Genomic DNA, 20,760 nt, shown 5'->3' on the forward strand with positions numbered 1-20,760 from the left:
GTCGCCGATCATGGACCTCTACAACGGCGAAATCGTGGCTTATCAGATCAAGCGCCAGCCCGTGTTCGATCTGGTAGGTCAGATGCTGGAGGAGGCCATCAAGAAGCTTTCGCCGGATGAGCGCCCCATGATCCACTCCGATCAGGGCTGGCAGTACCAGCATGAAAACTACCGGCACATGCTGGAAAAGCACTCTTTGAAACAAAGCATGTCCCGGCGTGGCAACTGCCTGGACAATGCAGCGATGGAGAGCTTCTTTGGGACGCTGAAGTCGGAGTTCTTTTACCTGAACAGCTTTGACAGCATCGAGAGTCTGGAGGCGGGGCTGGTGGAATACATCCAGTACTACAACCAAGAGCGAATCAAATTGAAATTGAAGGGCCTGAGCCCGGTACAGTACCGGGAGCAGACCCAACAGGCCCAATCGGCCGCCTGACCCCTGTCCAAGTCTCGGGGGTCACTTCATCCCTGGGGGCTTGGCCGCGGCATCCATGCCGCGGACACTCCCGCAACCGGACCCACCCCGCCTTCGACAGTTTCCTGCGAGCTGTCGGAATGGCTCCTGGGGTCAGATCCGTTTTCCGCAGGAAAACGGATCTGACCCCGGATTCAATTCGAGATCCGACAGATTTCATCCACGCATGGCGTGGATCTATTGGCCACCGGGAATCTGTCGGGGGTGCGGCGGTGTCGGATTGCGAGGTGTCAGCCGCATGGATGCGGCTGCCAAGCCTACATGGACGTACTTGCGGCGTCCCCGCAATCCGACACCGCCCCGCCATTACACGGAATGCCCGCTTTTGACGTTGCCGTTGCCGTTGCATGCAGCCTCTGCAGGTGCAGGGCGCAGCCCTGCCGACCCCCTTAACTTGCCGGTGGGCAGTACGCCTTGATCGCGGCCTCCGCCAGCCCCTTCTGCGCGGTGCGCTGCTCCGGGCTCAACGGGGTATCGGCCTTGCCATCACCATCGGTGTCCTGCATCACCTGGCCGCCACCATCCAGCAAGGCCAGGTTGGCACGGGCGGTGCTGCACTGCTCGGGCACCGGTGCAGCCGGAGTCTGGGTGCTGGTTGCAGTCTGCGGGCTGCGCGCCTGCTCCCGGGTCTCGTACTTTTTGCCGGCCGGCGGGGTCTCCGAGTACTGGGTCACGCCATGGGCGTCCTTCCATTTATAGACCGGGCCAGCCACGGCGCTGGCACTGGCCAGCAGCAGGCATCCAAGGCAGGACAGGGCACGCATGGCAAACTCCGCGGAATGGGCGTAGAACGCCGATTGCAGCATTGGCGCCGAGCACTGGCAAGTCGATTAAACTGGATTCCATGGACCCGATCACACCGCCGCCGCGTTCGCGCACGATTTACCTGCTGCCCAACCTGTTCACCACTGCCGGACTGTTCGCCGGCTTCTACGCGATCATCGCCGCGGCCAATGGGGATTTCGTCAACGCCAGCATCGCCGTGTTCGTGGCGGCGGTGATGGATGGGCTGGATGGGCGCGTGGCGCGCCTGACCGGCACCAGCAGCGAATTCGGCGTGCAGTACGACTCGCTGGCCGACCTGGTCAGCTTCGGCATGGCTCCGGCGCTGGTGATGTATCACTGGTCGCTGTCGTGGCTGAAGTTCGACGATCCGCTGCTCGGCCGCGTTGGCTGGGCCGTAGCGTTCCTGTACGCGGCCTGCGCGGCACTGCGCCTGGCCCGCTTCAATACCCAGGTGGCGGTGGTCGACAAACGCTGGTTCGTCGGCCTGGCCAGCCCGGCCGCGGCCGGCCTGATGATGTCCTTCGTCTGGGCGTTCGCAGATGGCAACCTGGGCTGGGACGGCAACCAGTTGCGCTACGTGGCGCTGGCGGTGACGATCATCGCGGCGCTGCTGATGGTCAGCCGCATCCGCTTCTGGAGCTTCAAGGGCGGCGGCGCCAAGGGTACCCGTTCCGACCGCGTGCCGTTCCTGGTGCTGGCCCTGGTACCAGTGGCCATCGCCATCGCGGTCATCGACCTGCCGCGCGTGCTGTTCGCGGTGGGCATCCTGTACGCCCTGTCCGGCCCGGTGATGTGGGCCGTGCAGCGCCTGCGCAAGAAGCCCGAGGCCGCGTGAGCCAGGACCTGCCCGTGCTGTGGTCTCCGGCCCAGCAGGCCTGGCTGCAGGCCATGGGCTACACCGTCTATCACGACGGCCAGCTGGCCGCCGAGCTGGACGCCGCGCTGCAGCTGAGCGTGGCCGAAGCCGAGGCGGCTGCCGCGCCAGCGGTGGAGCAGGCGCGGGCACCCACCGCGCCCGCGCGCGAACCTCTGGCTGCGCCAACACCGGTTTCCCGGCAGGAACGCCAGGCGCCACCACGTCGCCAGACCCCGGTCAACGCACCGGATACCGCGCCGGCGGCGGCCCGCCCGCTGCCCGGCGGCAATGCCCGGCAGCCGGTGGTGCGGCTGCCGGATCGCCTGCAGATCGCCTTGCTGCGCGCGTCCGGCTGCAATCCCAATGATCCGGCCACGCAGGCGCTGATGGACAGCTGGCCGTTGGACCAGCTGCGCCAGGATCCCGCCGCCAAGCGCGCGCTGTGGCCGCAGCTGCGTGCCCTGCGCAAGCGGGGCGCACCGTGAGTGCGGTCAGCCAGCCTGGTCCGGTCAGCCTGCGCGCGCTGCGCGAGAGTGACCTCAACGCGGTGATGGCGATTGAGGTACGCGGGTATCCGTTTCCGTGGACCCGCGGCATCTTCGTCGATTGCCTGCGTGCGGGCTATCCCGGCCTGGCCATGGAGCGCGATGGCCAGTTGATCGGCTATGGGGTGCTCAGCATCGCGGCCGATGAGGCACATGTATTGAACATCTGCATCGATCCGCTGGCGCAGTCGCGTGGGCTGGGTCGTCAACTGCTGCGCGCGCTGGTACAGCTGGCTGGCGACCGGGGGGCACAGCGTGTGTTCCTCGAAGTGCGTCCGTCCAATACGCCGGCGCTGGCGCTGTACCACAGCGAAGGCTTCAACGAGATCGGCCGCCGCCCGCGCTACTACCCGGCCGCACAGGGCCGCGAGGACGCGGTGGTGATGGCGATCGAGCTGGTCGATGGTGACCTGCAGGCGATGCCGCCGTTGTGACGGAGAAGGGTGCCGGCCAGCGGCCGGCACTACCGCTAGCCGCCAACCTTGGTTGGCACGCTTCTCTCACGCCATCCGCAGTGCGAGCACGCCACCCACAATCAACGCCGCTGCCAGCCAGCGCGCACGCGGAATCCGCTCGCGCAGCACGAATACCGAGATCAGCAACGCGAACAGGATCGAGGATTCGCGCAGCGCCGAAACCATCGCCACCGGTGCCTGGGTCATGGCCCACAACGCCATCGCGTAGGAGGCGGTGGTGCCGACGCCACCGGCCAGGCCCAGTGGCCAATGCTGCCGCGCATAGTCCAATACCGCGCCGCCGCGGGTGTACAACGCCCACAGCGGCAGCGGAATGCCCGACAGCAGGAACAACCACAGCGTGTAGCTGAGCGCGCTGCCGGACTGGCGCGCGCCGTGCGCATCGACCAGGGTGTAGGTGGCGATCATCGCCGCAGTCAGCAGCGGCAGGCGCAGCTGGCCGCCACGTGCACCCAGTGCCATGCACAGGATGCCGGTGCTCACCAGCACCACGCCCAGCCACGCCGCCGGGGGCAGTTGCTCGCCCAGCAGGGAGCCCGCCAGTGCGACCAGGATCGGCGCGCTGCCACGCATCAGCGGATAGGCCAGGCTCATGTCGACCCGCTGGTAGCAGCGTGCGACCAGCCCGTAGTAGGTCACCTGCAGCAGCACGGACGCAGCCAGCCAGGGCCAGCTTTGCGCGGCCGGGAACGGCAGGAAGGGCAGGGCCACCGCCGACAGCAGCGCAGCGCTGCCGGTCACCAGCACGGTGCCGAGGAACTTGTCCGGCCCGCGTTTGACGATTGCATTCCAGCTGGCATGCAGTGCCGCGGCGGCGAGGACCAGCAGGAAGATGGAAAGCGGCATCCGGTGATGATGCCATGCCGGGAAAATGTTCCGGGTTTGGTGGGTGCCAACCTTGGTTGGCACCCACCAGGGCGAGGTGTTACAGCTTCGCGCGCTGTTCGCGCAGGCCGGCCAGCTGGGTGTTCCAGTCGGCCAATCGCACGCGCTCCTGCTCGACCACCGCCGGTGGAACCTTGTCGGTGAACCTGGCCAGCTTGGTTTCGCTCTTTTCCTGCTCGCCTTCCACGCGCTTGATCTCCTTGTCCAGGCGTGCGCGCTCGGCGTCCAGATCGACCAGGCCTTCCAGCGGCACCAGCAGCTTCAGCTCGCCCACGATCGCGGCGGCCGCCGGCGGTGCGCTTTCGCCTTCGGCCAGCCATTGGACGCTGTCCAGCTTCAGCAGGAACGACAGCGAGGCGCTGAAGCGTTCAATACGCACGCGGTCCTGCGCCAGGCCGGCCTGCAGGCGGAGCGGCACCAGCTTGGACGGCGCGACGTTCAGCTCACTGCGCACGCGGCGCACGGCACTGATCACCGCCTTCAGCCATTCCACGTCGGCCTCGGCCTGGGCGAAATCGCCTTCGAACTCGGCGGCGGTCGGGTACGGGCGCAGCGACAGCGTGGTTTCGGTCAGGCCCAGGCGCGGGGCCAGCTGCTGCCACAGCTGTTCGGTGATGAACGGCGTGAGCGGGTGCAGCAGGCGCAGCAGTGCTTCCAGCACGTACAGCAAGGTGTGGCGGGTGCTTTCGGCGTCGGCGGCGTCTGCACCGTTCAGTGCCGGCTTGCTCAGTTCCAGGAACCAGTCGCAGAACGCGTTCCAGGCGAACTCGTACAGGCACTGCGCCAGCAGGTCGAAGCGGTAGGCGGCGAAATGGCCCTGCGCTTCGGCGGTGGTGGCGGCCAGGCGCGCGAGGATCCAGCGCTCGGCATCGGTACGCGGCTTCGGCACGCCGGTGAACGCAGCGCCTTCGGTGTTCATCAGGGCGAAGCGGCTGGCGTTCCACAGCTTGTTGCAGAAGTTCTTGTAGCCCTCGGCGCGGTTCATGTCGAACTTGATGTCGCGGCCGTGGGTGGCCAGCGCGGCGATGGTGAAGCGCAGCGCATCGGCACCGTGGGCAGCAATGCCGTCCGGGAATTCCTTGCGGGTGGCCTTTTCGATCTTCTCGACCATCTTCGGCTGCATCAGGCCGCCGGTACGCTTGGCGACCAGGTCGTCGATGGTGATGCCGTCGATGATGTCCAGCGGGTCGAGCACGTTGCCCTTGCTCTTGGACATCTTCTGGCCCTGGCCGTCGCGGATCAGGCCAGTGAAGTAGACGTCCTTGAACGGTATCTTTCCGACCAGGTTGTCGGTGGCCATGATCATGCGCGCCACCCAGAAGAAGATGATGTCGAAGCCGGTGATCAGCACCGACGATGGCAGGTAGCGGTCGAAGCCGCGCTCGGCCATGGCCTGCTCATTCGGCCAGCCCAGGGTGGAGAACGGCCACAGCTGCGAGGAGAACCAGGTCTCCAGCACGTCGCTTTCCTGGTTCAGCACCACGTCGCTGCCGAGGTTGTTCTTGGCGCGCACTTCGTCTTCGCTGCGACCGACATAGCAGCTGCCGGTGGCTTCGTCGAACCACGCCGGAATGCGGTGGCCCCACCACAGCTGGCGGCTGATGCACCAGTCCTGGATGTTGTTCATCCAGTGGCGGTAGGTGTTGATCCAGTTCGGCGGCACGAAGGAGATCGAACCGTCCTCGACCAGTTCCAGGCCACGCTTGGCCAGGTCGTCCATCTTCACGAACCACTGGTCGGTCAGGTACGGCTCGATCACCTGGCCGGTACGGTCACCGCGCGGCACCTGCAGCTTGTGCGCCTTTGTCTCGACCAGGATGCCGAGGTCTTCCAGTTCGGCCAGCACCGCCTTGCGCGCTTCATAGCGGTCCAGGCCCTGGAAGCGCTCCGGCGCGTTTTCGTTCAGCGCTGCCACCGGCGTGAACAGGTTGATCATCGGCAGGCTGTGGCGCACGCCCACTTCGTAGTCGTTGAAATCATGCGCCGGGGTGACCTTGACCACGCCGGTGCCGAACGCGCGGTCCACGTAATCGTCGGCGATCACCGGCACGCGGCGGCCGGTCAGCGGCAGCACCACCTGCTTGCCGATCAGGTGCGCATAGCGCTCGTCTTCCGGATGCACCATCACCGCCGTATCACCCAGCAGGGTTTCCGGGCGGGTGGTGGCCACCACCAGGTAGTCGCGGGTCTCGCGCAGGGTTTCCACGCCGTCGGCATCGCGCTCGACGTGTTCGTAGCTCAGGCCGTCATCGAGCGTGTAGGCGATCGACCACAGGAAGCCGTCTTCCTCGGCGCTCTCCACTTCCAGGTCGGAAATGGCGGTCTTCAGCACCGGGTCCCAGTTGACCAGGCGCTGGCCGCGGTAGATCAGGCCCTGCTCGTACCAGCGCACGAAGGCTTCGTTGACCGCCGCCGACGGCTGCGGGTCCATGGTGAAGGTGCTGCGCGACCAGTCGGCGGAGGTGCCGAGGCGGCGCATCTGGCGTTCGATGGTGTCGCCGGACTGCTGCTTCCACTCCCAGACCTTGCCGATGAAGCCTTCGCGGCCCAGCGAATCACGGGTCTCGCCCTTGCCTTCCAGCGCCAGGTTGCGGCTGACCACCATTTCGGTGGCGATGCCGGCGTGGTCGGTGCCGACCTGCCACAGCGTGTCGTAGCCGCGCATGCGGTGGTAGCGCACCAGCGCGTCCATCAGGGTCTGCTGGAACGCATGGCCCATGTGCAGCGTGCCGGTCACGTTCGGCGGCGGCAGCAGGATGGTGTAGGGCTCGCCCGTGCCGGACGGCTTGAAGTGGCCGGCCTTCTCCCAGGCCTCGTAGAGGTCGGTCTCGAAGGACGTCGGGTCGTAGCTGGAGGCGAGTTGGGTCATGCGGGGGAACCAGGAGGTAATCGTTGAAGGATCAGGGCGCGGCGGCGGCCCATCAAGGGACCGGGGCGCGCTTACATGTCGTGCTTGTTCAGGTCGTAACCGGCGGCCTTGTACTGGCGCCAGCGTTCGCGCAGCGGTTCGCGCGCTTCCGGATCGGCCGGAACCACTTCCAGCACGCGCTCGCACTGGCCCAGCCAGGGCTCGTCGCGCAGGTTGATCACCAGCGGACGCACCGGTGCCTCGGTGCCGGGCACGGTGATCAGCACCAGGGCTTCTTCCTCGTCCATGTCTTCGCCGGCAATCTGGTGCGGGATGTAGGCATCGTTGTCGAACGCCCACAGCAGTTCGTCCAGCTCCTCGGCCTGGGCCTGGTCGCGGGCCAGTACCAGGGTGAACAGCCCGGCATCGTTGGCCTTGCGCGCCAGCTCGCAGACCAGGCGCAGGGGCTCGGTCAGGAAACGGGGCTTGGCGATCAGGTAGAAGTCGGCGCGGGGCATGGCAGGGTCCGGGGCAGGCAGGGTTCCGGCGGTGCCGGGCGAGGCCCGGGCCGGCGTCTGCCGGCCAGGGTCGGGTACGGCATCAGGCGCGGGCGGCCTGGTCCAGCAGCCACTGGCTCAGCAGGCCCACCGGGCGGCCGGTGGCCATGCCGCGCTTGCCTTCATCGCTGGCCACGCCGGCGATGTCCAGGTGGGCCCAGCGCTGGCCTTCGGCGAAGCGCGACAGGAAGCAGCCGGCGGTGATCGCACCGGCCCAGCGGCCGCCGATGTTGTAGACGTCGGCGAAGGTCGAATCCAGCATCGGCTGGTATTCGTCCCACAGCGGCAGGCGCCAGGCGCGGTCGAATACCTGCTCGCCGGCGGCCAGCAACTCGTTGGCCAGGTCGTCGTGCTTGCTCATCAGGCCGGCGGTCTGGTGGCCCAGGGCGACCATGCAGGCACCGGTCAGGGTGGCGACATCGACCAGCGCCGCCGGTTCGAAGCGCTGCGCGTAGGTCAGCGCATCGCACAGGATCAGGCGGCCTTCGGCGTCGGTGTTGCCCACTTCAATGGTTTTGCCCGACATCGAGGTGATCACGTCGGACGGGCGGTAGGCATTGCCGTCAATGGCGTTTTCCACCGCCGGCACCACCACCACCAGGTTCAGCGGCAGCTTGGCCTTGACCGCTGCGACGAAGGTGCCGATGACGTTTGCGCCACCGCACATGTCGTACTTCATCTCTTCAATGCCGCCCTGGGTCTTCAGGTTGACGCCACCGGTATCGAAGGTGATGCCCTTGCCGACCAGCACGTACGGCTTGGCGTCACCGCCATTGTTCCACTTCAGCACGACCAGGCGCGGGCGGTTGGCCGAGCCACGGGCCACGGCCAGCAGCGAGCCCATGCCCAGCGCTTCCATCTGGTGCTCGTCGAGGATCTCGGCTTCGGCACCGTCATGCTCGCCGGCGAACTTCACGCCCACCTCGGCCAGGTAGGCCGGGGTGCAGTAGTTCGGCGGCAGGTTGCCCAGCTCGCGGGCGAACTCGACACCGGCGGCGATGGCCTGGCCCTGGGCCAGGGCCTGCGCGTCGTCACCGGCGATGGCCAGCTGGGCCAGGCCGGCGTCGTCGGCCTTCTTCTTGCCCAGGGTGGCGGTGTAGCGGTAGGCGGCGTGATCGGCGGCGATCACCGCCTGGCGGATCGCCCAGGCCGCGTCGCGGTCCTTCACCGCCACTTCGGACAGGGTGAACAGTGCGCTGCGGGCAGCGCCGGCCTTCAAAGCACGCACGGCGTCGCCCACGGCCTTCAGGTACTGCGGCACGCCGAAGCGGGCGGCGTCGCCGAGGCCGACCACCAGCACGCGCGGCGCGCTCACGCCCGGCAGGTCGTGCAGCAGGGTGGTGGCGCCGGTCTTGCCGGACAGGTCGCCACGCTGGGCCAGGGCAGCCAGGCGGCCACCGCTGGCGGCATCCAGCGCCTGCGCGGCCGGGGTCAGGGTATGGTCGGCATACGCGCCGACCACCAGGCAATCAACGGTGGCGGCGGCCGGAGCAACGTGGTTCAGGGTGAATTCGAGGGCCATTGAGCAGATTCCATTGGCGAGTCCGTACAATCGCAGGCCGTTTACGCCCAGACAGTAGACTGGGCGGCACCGCGAACGAACCCCAGAGTTTAAACCACCGCCCCATGCTGAAGCTCGACCGATACCTGCTGGGCGATTTCGTCCAGAGTTTCCTGGCTACCCTGATCGTCCTGCTGGTGGTCAGCGTGGGCGGCGTGCTGGTGGACATCCTCGGCAACATCGCCGACGGGCGCCTGCCGGCCAAGCTGCTGTTCTCGCAGCTGGGCCTGCAGTTCATCGCCTACCTGCCGCTGATCCTGCCGCTGGCGCTGATGCTGGGCCTGCTGCTGGCCATCGCCCGCCTGTACCGCGACTCGGAGATGGCGGTCATCACCGCGATCGGGGTAGGCCCAAAGCGGCTGCTGCGGCCGCTGCTGATGCTGGTGGTGCCGGTGGTGCTGCTGGTCGGCGCCTGCTCGCTGTGGCTGGGCCCGTGGGCCGGCCGGGTGGCAGAGCAGATGGTCATCGAGGCCAACCGCAGCGTGCTGATGGCCGGCCTGGAGCCGGGCCGTTTCACGCCGCTGCCCAACGGCGGCGTGGTCTACCTGTCCTCGATCTCGCCCGACGGCACCCAGCTGGGCAAGGTGTTCCTGCAGCGGCAGAAGGATGATCGCCTGGAAGTGGTGTCGGCCAACAGTGGCCGCATGTACTTCGAGGGCACCCGCCAGCGCTTCCTGGAACTGGATGATGGCCACCAGGTGGAAGGGCCCGTGGCCGGTGGGCTCGACTACCGGCTGGCGACCTTCGCCCGCAATGACGTGGCCCTGCCCGACGGCGCACAGACCCGCACCGAGGACGACCCGGAACTGATGCCGACCCTGAAGCTGATCGGCGATGCGCGCCCGCAGGCGCAGGCGCAGCTGCACCGTCGCATCGCACCGCCGCTGATCGCGCTGGCGTTCGCCCTGCTGACCGTGCCGCTGGGCCGCAGTTCGCCGCGGCAGCAGCGCTATGGCCGCATGATGCTGGCCCTGATGGCCTACATGGTGGGTACCAACCTGATGTTCATCGGCAGTGGCTGGATTGCCAACGGCAAGATTCCGGCCGCGCTGGGCCTGTGGTGGTTGACGGTGCCGCTGCTGGCGCTGGCGATCTGGATGTATGCACGTGATGGCCGCCTGGGCCACCCGAAGGGAGCCCGCGCATGAGGCTGCGCCCGATGCGTTTCGACCTGTACCTGGGCCGGTCGGTGTTCACCACGGTGCTGCTGACCTGGGCGGTGCTGGTCGGCCTGGACGTGGTGATGGCCTTCTCCGGCGAGTTCAAGGACATCGGCAAGAACGGCTATACGCTTGGCCATGCCGCCGCCTGGGTGCTGTACACGGTGCCGCGCCGCGCCTACACCATGTTCCCCACGGCCGCGGTGATCGGCGCACTGATGGGCCTGGGCCAGCTGGCAGCGACCTCTGAACTGACCGCGCTGCGTGCACTGGGCCTGTCGCGCAAGCGCCTGAGCGTTTCGGTGGCGATCGCGCTGTCACTGCTGACCGCGGTGATGGTGCTCAGCGCCGAGACGCTGGGCCCCTGGGGCCAGGACCGCGCCGATGCGCTGAAGTCCAGCGCCAAGTGGGGCCGGGATATCGCGACCAGCCGCTACTCCGGCCTGTGGGCACGCGAAGGCGATACCTTCCTCAACGCGCAGAGCGGCGAGGAGCAGCTGGTCGGTGACAAGGGCACCCGCCTGATCCTGCGCGACGTGCGTCTCTACCGCATTGCCGGGAACGGAGGGATCGCCTCGTTGACCCATGCCGCCACCGCCGAGCACGACAAGGACGGCTGGGTGCTGACCGGGGTGCGTCGCGACACCTTCGGCGAGCGTTCGGCGACCCGCCAGGAAGTGGCGCGCGAGCCGTGGAACTCGAATCTCGATGCGGCGGCACTGGCTACCGGCATCGCCAAGCCGCGCAACCTGAGCGTTGCCGAGCTGAGCACCAGCATTGCCTACCGCCAGCGCAACGGGCTGGATGCGCGCGATTTCGAGGATGTCTACTGGAGCCGCTGGTTCTACCCGGTGAACGTGCTGGCACTGTGCCTGGCGGCGGTGCCGTTCGCGTTTGGTTCGCTGCGCAGCGGCGGCATGGGCAAGCGCCTGTTCCTGGGCATCCTGTTCGCGCTGGGCTTCTGGCTGCTGCAGCTGTTCTTCGGGCGCATGGCCGGCGCGTTGAAGTTCGACTACCGCATTGCCTATGCGTTGCCGCCGATCGTGATGCTGGCGGTGTCCGGACTGTTGTTCCGGCGCAAGTCGGGCTGATTCTGGTAGCGCGGGGCCATGCCCGGCGCTACCGGGGCAATCCACCGCTTCGGCATCCGTGCCAGGACCACCAGCATCCCGGCCCAGCGTGCTGGATTCTGTAGAGCCGAGCCCATGCTCGGCTGCTTTTTGCGCACCGCCTGCCAGCCGAGCATGGGCTCGGCTCTACAGGTCGTGCATCACCGTTTCGGCATGCGCACCAGACGGGTGCCGCTGGCGCGGTCGTGCCAGGTCAGGCGTTGACGGTCGACCCACGCCCACCAGAATCCCAGCCCGCCCAGCAGCAGTGACAGCGTACCTACCGCAAAGCGCAGCCACAGCTGGTTGCGCCGCAGTGGCGTGCCATCGCTCGATTGCACTTTAAGCCGCCATGGACGCATGCCCAGCGTCTGTCCGCCGCGGCGCCAGCTGGCCGTGGCGTACCACCCCGTGATCGCCCAGCACACCGCCCACAGCAGCCACTGCCAGGCACTGAATGGCGCGATGTTCTCGCGTTGCGCGTGGCCGCTGAGGGTGTAGGCGAGGGTGAACAGCGTGCCGGCGAGCATCCACAGTGCCAGCACCGGCAGTGCGTCGTAGACCATTGCCAGCATGCGCCACAGCAACAATGCGCGCGGATGGGGCATTTCGGTAGCAGCGGCAGAGGCCGTGTCGGTGGCAGGCTGGGACATGCGTCGAGCATACGCAAAGCTGGCCGTGCCCGCAGTGGCCCCCGTATCCTGCACGCATGGCCCATGTTTCCACCCCCGCCGAACGCCGCCAGCTGGTCCAGCAACTGCCCGAACTGCGCGCCGACGACAGCGCACGCATCCAGCGCTTCCTTGATGCGATCTGGGCCGAGAACGGCCTGGCCCGCGCCACCCTCGACAGCTACCGGCGCGATCTGGAAGGGCTGGCGCGCTGGATGGATGGGCGCGACGGTGGCCTGGCCGGCATCGAGCGCCCCGGACTGTTCGAGTATCTGGCCTGGCGCACCCGGCATGGCTGGTCGCCGCGCAGCAATGCGCGCCTGCTGTCGGCGTTGCGGGCGTTCTTCGCCGATGGCGTGCGCCGCGGCGAACGCAGCGAGGATCCCAGCGCGCTGCTCGACCCGCCGAAGTTGCCACGGCTGCTGCCCAAGGCGCTGGCCGAAAGCCAGATCGACGCGCTGCTGGCAGCGCCCGATACCGACAGCGCATTGGGCCTGCGCGATCGCGCCATGCTGGAACTGATGTACGCCGCCGGCCTGCGCGTGAGCGAGCTGGTGCTGCTGCCCGCGACTGCGGTCAACCTGCGCCAGGGCGTGCTGCGGGTCACCGGCAAGGGCAGCAAGGAACGGCTGGTGCCGTTGGGCGAGGAATCCCAGCACTGGCTGGAGCGCTACCTGCAGCACTCGCGGCCGCAGCTGGTCGGGAAGGGCAAGGTGCAGGCGCTGGCCGATGGGCAGACGCCGTTGTTCATCGAGCCGTCGCTGCATGCGCTGACCCGGCAGGCGTTCTGGCACCTGGTCAAGCGCCATGCGCAGGTGGCCGGCATCGACCCGGCGCGGATCAGCCCGCACGGCCTGCGCCACAGCTTCGCCACCCATCTGCTCAACCGTGGTGCCGACCTGCGCGCGTTGCAGATGCTGCTCGGCCACAGCTCGCTGTCCACCACCCAGATCTACACCCTGGTAGCGCGCGAGCACCTGCAGAAGCTGCACGCCCGCCACCATCCGCGCGGCTGAGCAGGCCCCTGAATCCCGGCCACAAACCATGGGCGGTGCCGCTGTCCGGTACCGCCGGCTGTGTCAGAATCCAGGGTCTTCTTCTGTCGCGGATCATTCCATGCTCCGATTTGCCATCGCCGCCGTGTTCGGTGCGCTCAGCCTGACCGCCTGCGCCCAGCCGGCCCCGCCGGCCGCCAAGGCGCCTGCTGCTGCCGCTGCGGCCAAGGCCGCCCCCGCCGCCAACGCGTCGGCCGACCAGGCGGTACGTGCCGCGTTGACCGCGCTCAATCCCGGTTTCCAGGTGGATTACATCGGTGCCGCACCGTTCCCGGGCTTCCGTGAAGTGGTGGTCTCCGGCCAGCTCCTGTACGTGTCCGATGATGGCCGTTACCTGTTCCAGTCGCAGCCTTACGACACCCGTGCCAAGGGCCCGGCCAACAGCGAAGGCCTGCTCGGCTACCGCCGCGATCTGCTGGCCAAGGCCAACCATGGCGACCGCATCGTGTTTGCCGCACCGAACGCCAAGTACACCATCAGCGTGTTCACCGACATCGAATGCGGCTACTGCCGCAAGCTGCACCAGGACATCGCCGAGCTCAACCGCAACGGCATCTCCGTCGAGTACCTGGCATTCCCGCGCATGGGCCTCGGCAGCAAGGACTACACCGACATGATCTCGGTCTGGTGTGCGGCTGATCGCCGCCAGGCACTGACCAACGCCAAGCGCGGTGGCAGCGTGCCGGCCAAGAACTGCACCAACCCGGTGGCGATGCAGTACGCACTGGGCCAGCAGCTGGGCGTGAACGGCACGCCGGCGATCTTCGCGCCGGACGGCACCCAGCTGGGGGGCTACCTGCCTCCGGCACAGCTGCGTGCGGCGCTGGAAAAGCTGTCGGCCAAGCGCTGACGCGACCGACCTTGTTTCTGTAGAGCCGAGCCCATGCTCGGCTGATGTTTCCGCAGCCGAGCATGGGCTTGGCTCTACAGGTAGGAAGCCGGGGGCGCGCAGCACCCCCGGCTTTTTTCTTACTTCAGGCCATCACTGACCGCCTTGGTCAGCGTGCCCTGCGCATCGTCACCACTGAACTCCCAGACGAACGCGCCGCCCAGGCCCTGGGTCTTCACGTAGCCCATCTTGCGGGTGATGTTGGCCGGGGTGTCGAAGCTCCACAGCGTGCTGCCGTTGTAGATCCAGGTGGCACCTGCGGTGTTGTCGGTGTAGCCCGGCCACGCCAGGTTCTTCAGCACCTTCCAGTCTTCGATGCCGGCTTCATACGTGCCCGGGGCAGCGCCGGTCGCGGTCTGGTACAGGCCGTTGTTGGCGTTGGCCACACCGGTCCAGCCACGCCCGTAGTAGCCGATGCCCAGGTTGAGCTTGGCCGCGGGCACGCCGCGGCTGATGAAGGCTTCGATGGCGTCGTTGCTGTTGTACAGCTTCTGGTCGCCGGTGGACGGATCATTGGGCGAATCGAACAGCGCCGACTGGTGATTGGTCTTCGCATCCCACGCGCCGTGGAAGTCGTAGGTCATCACGTTGATGTAGTCCAGGTACGGGTGGTACGCGGCCGGATCGGTGACGCGGATCTTGTCGATGCCGGCGCCCACCGCCACCGTCAGCAACAGGCCCGGACGCACCGCATCGAGCTGGCGGCGGAACTCGGCCATCAGCGCGGTGAAGTTGGCGTTGTCTTCCGGCTTGCCGCATTCGATGCCGCAGGCCACCGGGTATTCCCAGTCGATGTCGATGCCGTCGAACACACCCAGCGCGGCACCGGCACCACCGGCACCGTCGGTCACTGGCAGATTGCCCTTGATGTACGCGTCGATGCACGAGGCGACGAAGGCCTGGCGGTTCTCCGGGCGCGCTGCGCTGGAGAAGCCGCGCGACCAGGTCCAGCCACCCAGCGAGATCAGTACCTTCAGGTTCGGGTACTTGGCCTTGAGCTGCTTGAGCTGGTTCCAGTTGCCGCGCAGCGGCTGGTCCCAGGTGTCGGCGCTGCCGCTGACACTCTCGGCGGCACTGAAGGCCTTGGTGTAGTCGGCGAAAGCATCGCCACCGGCACCGCTGTTCGGATCCGAGGGTTGGGTGACGCCCACTTCGCAACGGTTGTTGCGCACGTTGCCGAACGCGTAGTTGATGTGGGTCAGGCGCGCGGCCGAACCGCTGCTGTCGATGTTCTTGACCCGGTAGTTGCGGCCGTAGATGCCCCACTGGGTGAAGTAACCGATGACCCGCTTGCCGGTGGTTCCGCCGTCGCCGGCCAGCGTGGTGGCGCTGATCTCGGTGCCCTGCGCTGAGGCATTGCCGGCATTGTCGCGGGCGCGTACGCGATAGCGGTAGGTGGTGGATGCAGTCAACCCGCCATCGACGTAGCTGGCACTGGACGGTGAACCGACCAGGCTGCCGTTGCGGTACACGTCATAGCCGGCCACGCCGCTGCCACCGGTGTTGTCGGTGGACGGGCTCCAGCTGAGCGCGATGCTGTTGGCGGTACGGGTGCCGACCGCCAGCCCGCCCGGCACGCTCGGCGCGGTGGTGTCGCCGCTGGCGGCGTTGACGGTGATGGTGATGGTCGCCGTGCTGGTGGTGGCGTTGTTGTTGTCGGTGGCCACCGCGCGCAGGGTGTGGCTGCCGGCGCTGGCGTTGGCCCAGCTGGCCGCATACGGCGCACTGGTGGCCACGCCGAGCGTGCTGCCATCGCGGAAGAACTCGACCTTGGCGACGCTGCCGTCTGGATCACTGGCGGTGGCGGTCACGTTCACCGTGCTGCCGGCACTGAAGGTGGCACCGTTGGCCGGCGAGGTCAGGCTGACCACCGGCGGCTGGTTGGCGCCGCCGCCATCGCAGGCGCCGAGGTTGGTGTAGTAGGGCGCGCCGGCCGGATGGTCCGGCGGCGCGTTCCAGATGTCCTGGTTCGCCCGATAGAGGACGCCTCCTTTCTGCAGGGTATCGCCGGCCCGGTAGATCTTGGCCTGGTCCCATTCGGCCACCCCGGCACAGCTGGCGGCCTGCGCCAGGCCGGGCAGGACGGCGGCACCGGCGGCGAAGGCAAGCAGCCAGGCCAGGCGGCGGGGACGACAGCTTTGGGTCGAACGTTCGGCACTGCGCACAATCGGGTCGTACATGGGTAAGTCTCCGATCAAAGGGCGCGCGGGCCCCGATGGCGCCGCGCGTGACGCAGGTCCGGGCATCGCCGGGGAAGGCGACGGAGGGGCCGGACGGAGGGCACCTGGGAGGCCGGGGAGAGAGTCCGGCACCAGGTGGGGACAACGTTGTCATCAATTGCGTGGTCAATCCGTGAGCAAGCGCATGGTTCGGGGAATCGGGCGGAGAGCGCGCTGCGCGCGGTCGGCGGCCATCGGCGGGGCCCCTCGTGGCTGGGGCTTTCCGCGAACAGCGGATTTCTGGGGGTTGGCCGGGCGGGTGGGCTGCGCAGGGGACGCTGCAAGTACGTCCATGTAAGCTCGGTCGCCGCATCCATGCGGCTCACGCCCTGCGCAGCCCACCCGCCCGGCCACGGACAGGTTCCTGCGCGGCCAGCCACGAAAGACAGAACAAAAAATCAAAGGCAAAAGCCGGTCGCTGCGCTCTTCAATGCCTGATTTCTGACATTTCCTGGGTGCCGGCCAGCGGCCGGCACTACCGGGGAGCATTCACGCATGGCCGCAGATCGCGGAAATCTGTCGGGGGCGGGGTGGTGGGGGCCAGCAGGACCGTTGGCGCCATGGATGGCGCCATCGAGCCCCCATGGATGGGTTTACGGCGTGTCCTGCTGGCCCCAACCGCCCCGCCAGCCCACAGGAAGCCAGCTCTTGCTGTTGCTGTTGCTGTTGCCGTTGCCCTGGCCTCGGCGGGTGCCGGGCGCCGCCCGGCCAGAGCCCTTCCCCCGCTTCCGGTACAATGTCGGGCCCGTTTCCCAACTACGGTTCCCCGGACATGATGGTCCTCGAGGGCGCGCCCGCCCTGTCGCTGTTCCGCCGCGAACGTCTTGAATCCCGCCTGCAGTCCATCGCTCCCTCCCTGCGCATCAGCGGTGCCTGGCACGTCTACTTCGTGCAGCCCGAAGGCAGCGCCGCCCCCGACCTGACCACGCTGTGCCGCATCCTCGAAGCGGCGCCGCAGGCCGAAGCCGTGGCCGAAGGCGCAGTCAGCCGCATCGTGGTGCCGCGCCTGGGCACGCTGTCGCCGTGGTCGAGCAAGGCCACCGAACTGGTCCGAGGTGCCGGCCAGCCGGTCAGCCGGGTCGAGCGTGGCCTGCGCATCGACGTGCAGGGTTGGCCGGCCGATGCCGCCGCACAGCAGGCGCTGGTCAAGGCGCTGCACGACCCGATGACGCAGTCCGTGCTGGAGACCGTGGAACAGGGCCAGGCGCTGTTCTCGGCACCGGCCCGGGGTGAACTGGAGCGCGTGCCGGTGGACCAGCTGGAGGCCGCCAACCAGCGCCTCGGCCTGGCCATGGCCCAGGACGAGATCGACTACCTGCGCGAGCGTTTCACTGCGCTGGGCCGGTCGCCGTCGGACGTGGAACTGATGATGTTCGCGCAGGCCAATTCCGAGCACTGCCGCCACAAGATCTTCAACGCCAGCTGGACCATCGACGGCCAGGAGCAGGACCGCTCGCTGTTCCGGATGATCAAGAACACGCACCAGCAGACCCCGCAGCACACGCTCAGCGCGTACAGCGACAACGCCGCGGTGATTGAAGGCCATCCGGCGTCGCGTTACCGCCCGGATCCGGCCAGCGGCGAGTACCGCCGCGAGCCGCAGGTGCCCAGCGCGTTCCAGATCAAGGTGGAAACGCACAACCACCCGACCGCGATCGCGCCATTCCCGGGCGCCTCGACCGGTGCCGGTGGCGAGATCCGCGACGAAGGCGCGACCGGCCGCGGCGGCAAGCCCAAGGCCGGCCTGACCGGCTTCTCGGTTTCGCACCTGCGCATTCCGGAACTGCCGCAGCCGTGGGAGGCGCCGCGCGCGCTGAACCCGCGCATGGCACCGGCGCTGGAAATCATGACCGACGGCCCGCTCGGTGGCGCGGCGTTCAACAACGAGTTCGGCCGCCCGAACCTGCTCGGCTACTTCCGCAGTTTCGAACTGCCCGAAGGCGCCGATCTGGTGCGCGCCTACGACAAGCCGATCATGCTGGCCGGTGGCCTCGGCGCGATCGACCGCGTGCAGGTCGACAAGATCCCGCTGCAGGCCGGTGATGCGGTCATCGTGCTGGGTGGCCCGGCGATGCTGATCGGCCTGGGCGGCGGTGCCGCCAGTTCGGTGGCCTCCGGTGAAAGCGCCGAGGACCTGGACTTCGCCAGCGTGCAGCGCGACAACCCGGAAATGGAACGCCGCTGCCAGGAGGTCATCGACCGCTGCGTGGCGATGGGCGCCGACAACCCGATCAAGTTCTTCCACGATGTCGGCGCCGGTGGCCTGTCCAATGCCATCCCCGAACTGCTGCACGACTCCAGGGTCGGCGGCGTGATCGATCTGGGCAAGGTGCCCACCGATGATCCGTCGCTGTCGCCGATGCAGCTGTGGTGCAACGAATCGCAGGAACGCTACGTGCTGGGCGTGGCCCAGGAGCGCCTGGCCGAGTTCGCCGCGCTGTGTGCTCGTGAGCGCTGCCCGTTCGCTGCAGTTGGCGTGGCGACCGCCGAGGAACATCTGGTGGTGGCCTATGGCGCCGTGCCGGGCCACACCCCGGCCGACGCACCGATCGACCTGCCGATGGACGTGCTGTTCGGCAAGCCGCCGAAGATGCACCGCGACACTGCGCACCCGCCGGCACCGCGCTGGCCGGCGCTGAAGACCGGTGGCCTGGATCTGCAGGAAGCAGGCCTGCGCGTGCTCGCGCACCCGACGGTCGCCTCGAAGAACTTCCTGGTCACCATCGGTGATCGCAGCGTCGGTGGCCTGACCGCACGCGAACAGATGGTCGGTCCGTGGCAGCTGCCGGTGGCCGACGTGGCGATCACCCTGGCCGACTTCGACGGCGTCGCCGGCGAAGCGATGTCGATCGGCGAGCGCACCCCACTGGCCCTGCTCGATGCGGCTGCTTCGGCACGCATGGCGGTGGGTGAAGCGCTGACCAACCTGTGCGCGGCGCCGGTCGATGCGCTGGATGAGATCAAGCTGTCGGCGAACTGGATGGCCGCGGCCGGCCACCCGGGCGAAGACGCACTGCTGTACGACGCGGTGAAGGCAGTGGGCATGGAGCTGTGCCCGCAGCTGGACATCAGCATCCCGGTGGGCAAGGACTCGTTGTCGATGCAGGCGCAGTGGCACGACCAGGGTGAGGCGCACAAGAGCGTGTCGCCGGTGTCGCTGGTGATCTCGGCGTTCGCGCCGGTGGCCGACGTGCGCCAGCAGTTGACCCCGCTGCTCGACCGGGAGGTGGACAGCGAGCTGTGGCTGATCGGCCTGGGGGCCGGCAAGCAACGCCTGGGTGGTTCGATCCTGGCCCAGGTGCATGCCGACCACAGCGAACTGCCGGCCTTTGCCGGTGCCGCCCCGGACCTGGACGATCCGCAGCGCCTGCGGGGTTTCTTCGAACTGATCCGCGATGCGCGCCAGTCCGGCCTGCTGCTGGCCTATCACGACCGCAGCGACGGCGGTGCCTTCGCCGCGTTGTGCGAAATGGCCTTCACCTCGCGCCTGGGCCTGGACATCACCCTCGATGCCTGGGGTGACGATCCGTTCCGCAGCCTGTTCAACGAAGAACTGGGTGCGGTGGTGCAGATCGCACGCGAAGACCGCGCCGCGTTTGCCGACCTTGTCGAACGCCATGCATTGACCGAATGCGCGCAGCGCATCGCCAAGCCGACCACCGCACCGGTGGTGCGCGTGTCGCTGGGTGGCGAAAACCTGGCCGAATGGCGCTGGGAAGCGTTGTTCGACGCGTGGTGGTCGGTTACCCACGCGATGCAGAAGCGCCGCGACAATCCGGCCAATGCCGACGCAGAGCGCGAGGTGGCACGTGCCTTCAACGCACCGGGCCTGAAGCCGAAGCTCAGCTTCGATCTCAACGAAGACGTGGCCGCACCGTTCATCAGCAGCGGTGCGCGCCCGCGCGTGGCCGTGCTGCGCGAGCAGGGCGTCAATGGCCAGATCGAAATGGCCAACGCCTTCGAACGCGCCGGCTTCCGCGCCTTCGACGTGCACATGAGCGACCTGATCGAAGGCCGCGTGGCGCTGCAGGACTTCACCGGCCTGGTGGCCTGTGGTGGCTTCAGCTATGGCGACGTGCTCGGTGCCGGCCGTGGCTGGGCTACCTCGATCCTGGAGCGCAGCGCACTGCGTGATGCCTTCGCCGCGTTCTTCGCACGCGAAGACAGCTTCGCGCTGGGCGTGTGCAATGGCTGCCAGATGATGAGCCAGCTGAAGAACATCATTCCGGGTGCCGAGCACTGGCCGCAGTTCCGCCGCAATGCCAGCGAGCAGTTCGAAGCCCGTACCGCACTGCTGGAAGTGGTGGAGTCGCCGTCCATCCTGCTGCGTGGCATGGCCGGCTCGCGCCTGCCGGTGGCGGTGGCGCATGGTGAAGGCCAGGCAGTGTTCGACACGGCCGTCGACCAGGCCGCGGCCCGCGTCTCGCTGCGTTACATTGATGGCCATGGCAACGTTGCCAGCCAGTATCCGCTGAATCCGAATGGTTCGCCGGATGGCATCACCGGCCTCACCAGCAGCGACGGCCGGGTCACCATCATGATGCCGCACCCCGAGCGCACCCCGCGCGCGCTCAACATGAGCTGGGCGCCGGCCGAATGGCAGGGTGATTCGCCGTGGATGCGCATGTTCCGCAACGCACGGGTGTGGTGCGGCTGATCGCAGCATTG

The 20,760-nt window shown here is 67.8% G+C and carries 16 protein-coding genes; 9 read left to right on the forward strand and 7 right to left on the reverse strand.

Annotated features, from left to right (window positions below):
* A partial coding sequence (locus tag AC5P9W_RS17725; protein ID WP_495214189.1) for an IS3 family transposase occupies window positions 1-436 on the forward strand: 436 nt, incomplete at its 5' end.
* A gap of 428 nt (window positions 437-864) precedes the next feature.
* On the opposite strand, the gene AC5P9W_RS17730 is transcribed toward AC5P9W_RS17725, so the two are convergent.
* Complete coding sequence (locus tag AC5P9W_RS17730) at window positions 865-1,239, reverse strand: DUF4124 domain-containing protein (protein ID WP_111097818.1); 375 nt, start codon at window positions 1,237-1,239, stop codon at window positions 865-867.
* A gap of 80 nt (window positions 1,240-1,319) precedes the next feature.
* Here AC5P9W_RS17730 and pssA point away from each other — a divergent pair, with 80 nt between their 5' ends.
* The 3 genes from pssA to rimI are packed head-to-tail and all read left to right on the forward strand — an operon-like array spanning window position 1,320 to window position 3,096.
* Complete coding sequence (gene pssA, locus AC5P9W_RS17735) at window positions 1,320-2,096, forward strand: CDP-diacylglycerol--serine O-phosphatidyltransferase (RefSeq protein ID WP_019660986.1); 777 nt, start codon at window positions 1,320-1,322, stop codon at window positions 2,094-2,096.
* Window positions 2,093-2,602, forward strand: coding sequence for a hypothetical protein (locus tag AC5P9W_RS17740; protein WP_058980477.1), 510 nt, complete (start codon window positions 2,093-2,095; stop codon window positions 2,600-2,602). Before pssA ends, AC5P9W_RS17740 begins: the two co-directional genes overlap by 4 nt.
* The gene (gene rimI / locus AC5P9W_RS17745; protein WP_019660988.1) at window positions 2,599-3,096 is read left to right on the forward strand and encodes a ribosomal protein S18-alanine N-acetyltransferase; all 498 of its coding nucleotides are present in this window, start codon (window positions 2,599-2,601) and stop codon (window positions 3,094-3,096) included. The genes AC5P9W_RS17740 and rimI overlap by 4 nt, the downstream gene beginning before the upstream one ends.
* A 66-nt stretch (window positions 3,097-3,162) precedes the next feature.
* Here rimI and AC5P9W_RS17750 read toward each other — a convergent pair whose 3' ends face one another.
* From AC5P9W_RS17750 to AC5P9W_RS17765, 4 genes are all read right to left on the reverse strand, one after another.
* Entirely contained in the window at window positions 3,163-3,984 is an 822-nt protein-coding gene (locus AC5P9W_RS17750; protein ID WP_021203470.1) for an EamA family transporter, read from the reverse strand.
* A gap of 79 nt (window positions 3,985-4,063) precedes the next feature.
* Window positions 4,064-6,892 carry a valine--tRNA ligase gene (locus AC5P9W_RS17755; RefSeq protein ID WP_495219378.1) on the reverse strand — a complete coding sequence of 943 codons (2,829 nt, stop codon included), beginning with the start codon at window positions 6,890-6,892 and terminating at the stop codon, window positions 4,064-4,066.
* 71 nt (window positions 6,893-6,963) lie between these two features.
* Window positions 6,964-7,389: a DNA polymerase III subunit chi gene (locus AC5P9W_RS17760; RefSeq protein WP_021203468.1), complete on the reverse strand. Its 426-nt coding sequence runs from the start codon at window positions 7,387-7,389 to the stop codon at window positions 6,964-6,966.
* Window positions 7,390-7,471: 82 nt separating this feature from the next.
* A complete protein-coding gene (locus AC5P9W_RS17765; RefSeq protein ID WP_021203467.1) occupies window positions 7,472-8,950 on the reverse strand; it encodes a leucyl aminopeptidase in 1,479 nt (492 codons plus the stop codon).
* Between the two features lie 104 nt (window positions 8,951-9,054).
* Between AC5P9W_RS17765 and lptF the strand changes: the two genes are divergently transcribed.
* Window positions 9,055-10,137 (forward strand): LPS export ABC transporter permease LptF, encoded by a 1,083-nt coding sequence (gene lptF, locus AC5P9W_RS17770; protein ID WP_019660993.1) that lies wholly within the window; start codon window positions 9,055-9,057, stop codon window positions 10,135-10,137.
* Window positions 10,134-11,240, forward strand: a complete 1,107-nt coding sequence (gene lptG, locus AC5P9W_RS17775) for an LPS export ABC transporter permease LptG (protein WP_019660994.1) — start codon at window positions 10,134-10,136, stop codon at window positions 11,238-11,240. Before lptF ends, lptG begins: the two co-directional genes overlap by 4 nt.
* 179 nt (window positions 11,241-11,419) lie before the next feature.
* Here lptG and AC5P9W_RS17780 read toward each other — a convergent pair whose 3' ends face one another.
* Window positions 11,420-11,911, reverse strand: a complete 492-nt coding sequence (locus AC5P9W_RS17780; protein WP_021203465.1) for an RDD family protein — start codon at window positions 11,909-11,911, stop codon at window positions 11,420-11,422.
* A 56-nt stretch (window positions 11,912-11,967) separates the two neighbouring features.
* Between AC5P9W_RS17780 and xerD the strand changes: the two genes are divergently transcribed.
* Both xerD and AC5P9W_RS17790 read left to right on the forward strand, forming a co-directional pair.
* On the forward strand, window positions 11,968-12,945 hold the full coding sequence (xerD, locus tag AC5P9W_RS17785) for a site-specific tyrosine recombinase XerD (RefSeq protein ID WP_021203464.1): 978 nt from the start codon (window positions 11,968-11,970) through the stop codon (window positions 12,943-12,945).
* Window positions 12,946-13,045: 100 nt separating this feature from the next.
* Window positions 13,046-13,834, forward strand: a complete 789-nt coding sequence (locus tag AC5P9W_RS17790) for a DsbC family protein (protein WP_021203463.1) — start codon at window positions 13,046-13,048, stop codon at window positions 13,832-13,834.
* 119 nt (window positions 13,835-13,953) lie between these two features.
* On the opposite strand, the gene AC5P9W_RS17795 is transcribed toward AC5P9W_RS17790, so the two are convergent.
* Window positions 13,954-16,053 (reverse strand): glycosyl hydrolase family 18 protein, encoded by a 2,100-nt coding sequence (locus tag AC5P9W_RS17795; RefSeq protein WP_495219379.1) that lies wholly within the window; start codon window positions 16,051-16,053, stop codon window positions 13,954-13,956.
* Window positions 16,054-16,864: 811 nt separating this feature from the next.
* Here AC5P9W_RS17795 and purL point away from each other — a divergent pair.
* Window positions 16,865-20,749: a phosphoribosylformylglycinamidine synthase gene (gene purL / locus AC5P9W_RS17800; protein WP_478408351.1), complete on the forward strand. Its 3,885-nt coding sequence runs from the start codon at window positions 16,865-16,867 to the stop codon at window positions 20,747-20,749.
* Window positions 20,750-20,760: the final 11 nt, after the last annotated feature.

It is taken from the genome of Stenotrophomonas sp. YJH_SMC_33 (genome assembly GCF_059372295.1).

Bases quoted from the DNA above. Each gene is read 5' to 3' on its own strand.
- AC5P9W_RS17730 (WP_111097818.1), bottom strand. From the start codon at position 1,239: ATGCGTGCCCTGTCCTGCCTTGGATGCCTGCTGCTGGCCAGTGCCAGC.
- pssA (WP_019660986.1), top strand. From the start codon at position 1,320: ATGGACCCGATCACACCGCCGCCGCGTTCGCGCACGATTTACCTGCTG.
- AC5P9W_RS17750 (WP_021203470.1), bottom strand. From the start codon at position 3,984: ATGCCGCTTTCCATCTTCCTGCTGGTCCTCGCCGCCGCGGCACTGCAT.
- AC5P9W_RS17755 (WP_495219378.1), bottom strand. From the start codon at position 6,892: ATGACCCAACTCGCCTCCAGCTACGACCCGACGTCCTTCGAGACCGAC.
- AC5P9W_RS17760 (WP_021203468.1), bottom strand. From the start codon at position 7,389: ATGCCCCGCGCCGACTTCTACCTGATCGCCAAGCCCCGTTTCCTGACC.
- AC5P9W_RS17765 (WP_021203467.1), bottom strand. From the start codon at position 8,950: ATGGCCCTCGAATTCACCCTGAACCACGTTGCTCCGGCCGCCGCCACC.
- lptF (WP_019660993.1), top strand. From the start codon at position 9,055: ATGCTGAAGCTCGACCGATACCTGCTGGGCGATTTCGTCCAGAGTTTC.
- lptG (WP_019660994.1), top strand. From the start codon at position 10,134: ATGAGGCTGCGCCCGATGCGTTTCGACCTGTACCTGGGCCGGTCGGTG.
- AC5P9W_RS17780 (WP_021203465.1), bottom strand. From the start codon at position 11,911: ATGTCCCAGCCTGCCACCGACACGGCCTCTGCCGCTGCTACCGAAATG.
- xerD (WP_021203464.1), top strand. From the start codon at position 11,968: ATGGCCCATGTTTCCACCCCCGCCGAACGCCGCCAGCTGGTCCAGCAA.
- AC5P9W_RS17790 (WP_021203463.1), top strand. From the start codon at position 13,046: ATGCTCCGATTTGCCATCGCCGCCGTGTTCGGTGCGCTCAGCCTGACC.
- AC5P9W_RS17795 (WP_495219379.1), bottom strand. From the start codon at position 16,053: ATGTACGACCCGATTGTGCGCAGTGCCGAACGTTCGACCCAAAGCTGT.
- purL (WP_478408351.1), top strand. From the start codon at position 16,865: ATGATGGTCCTCGAGGGCGCGCCCGCCCTGTCGCTGTTCCGCCGCGAA.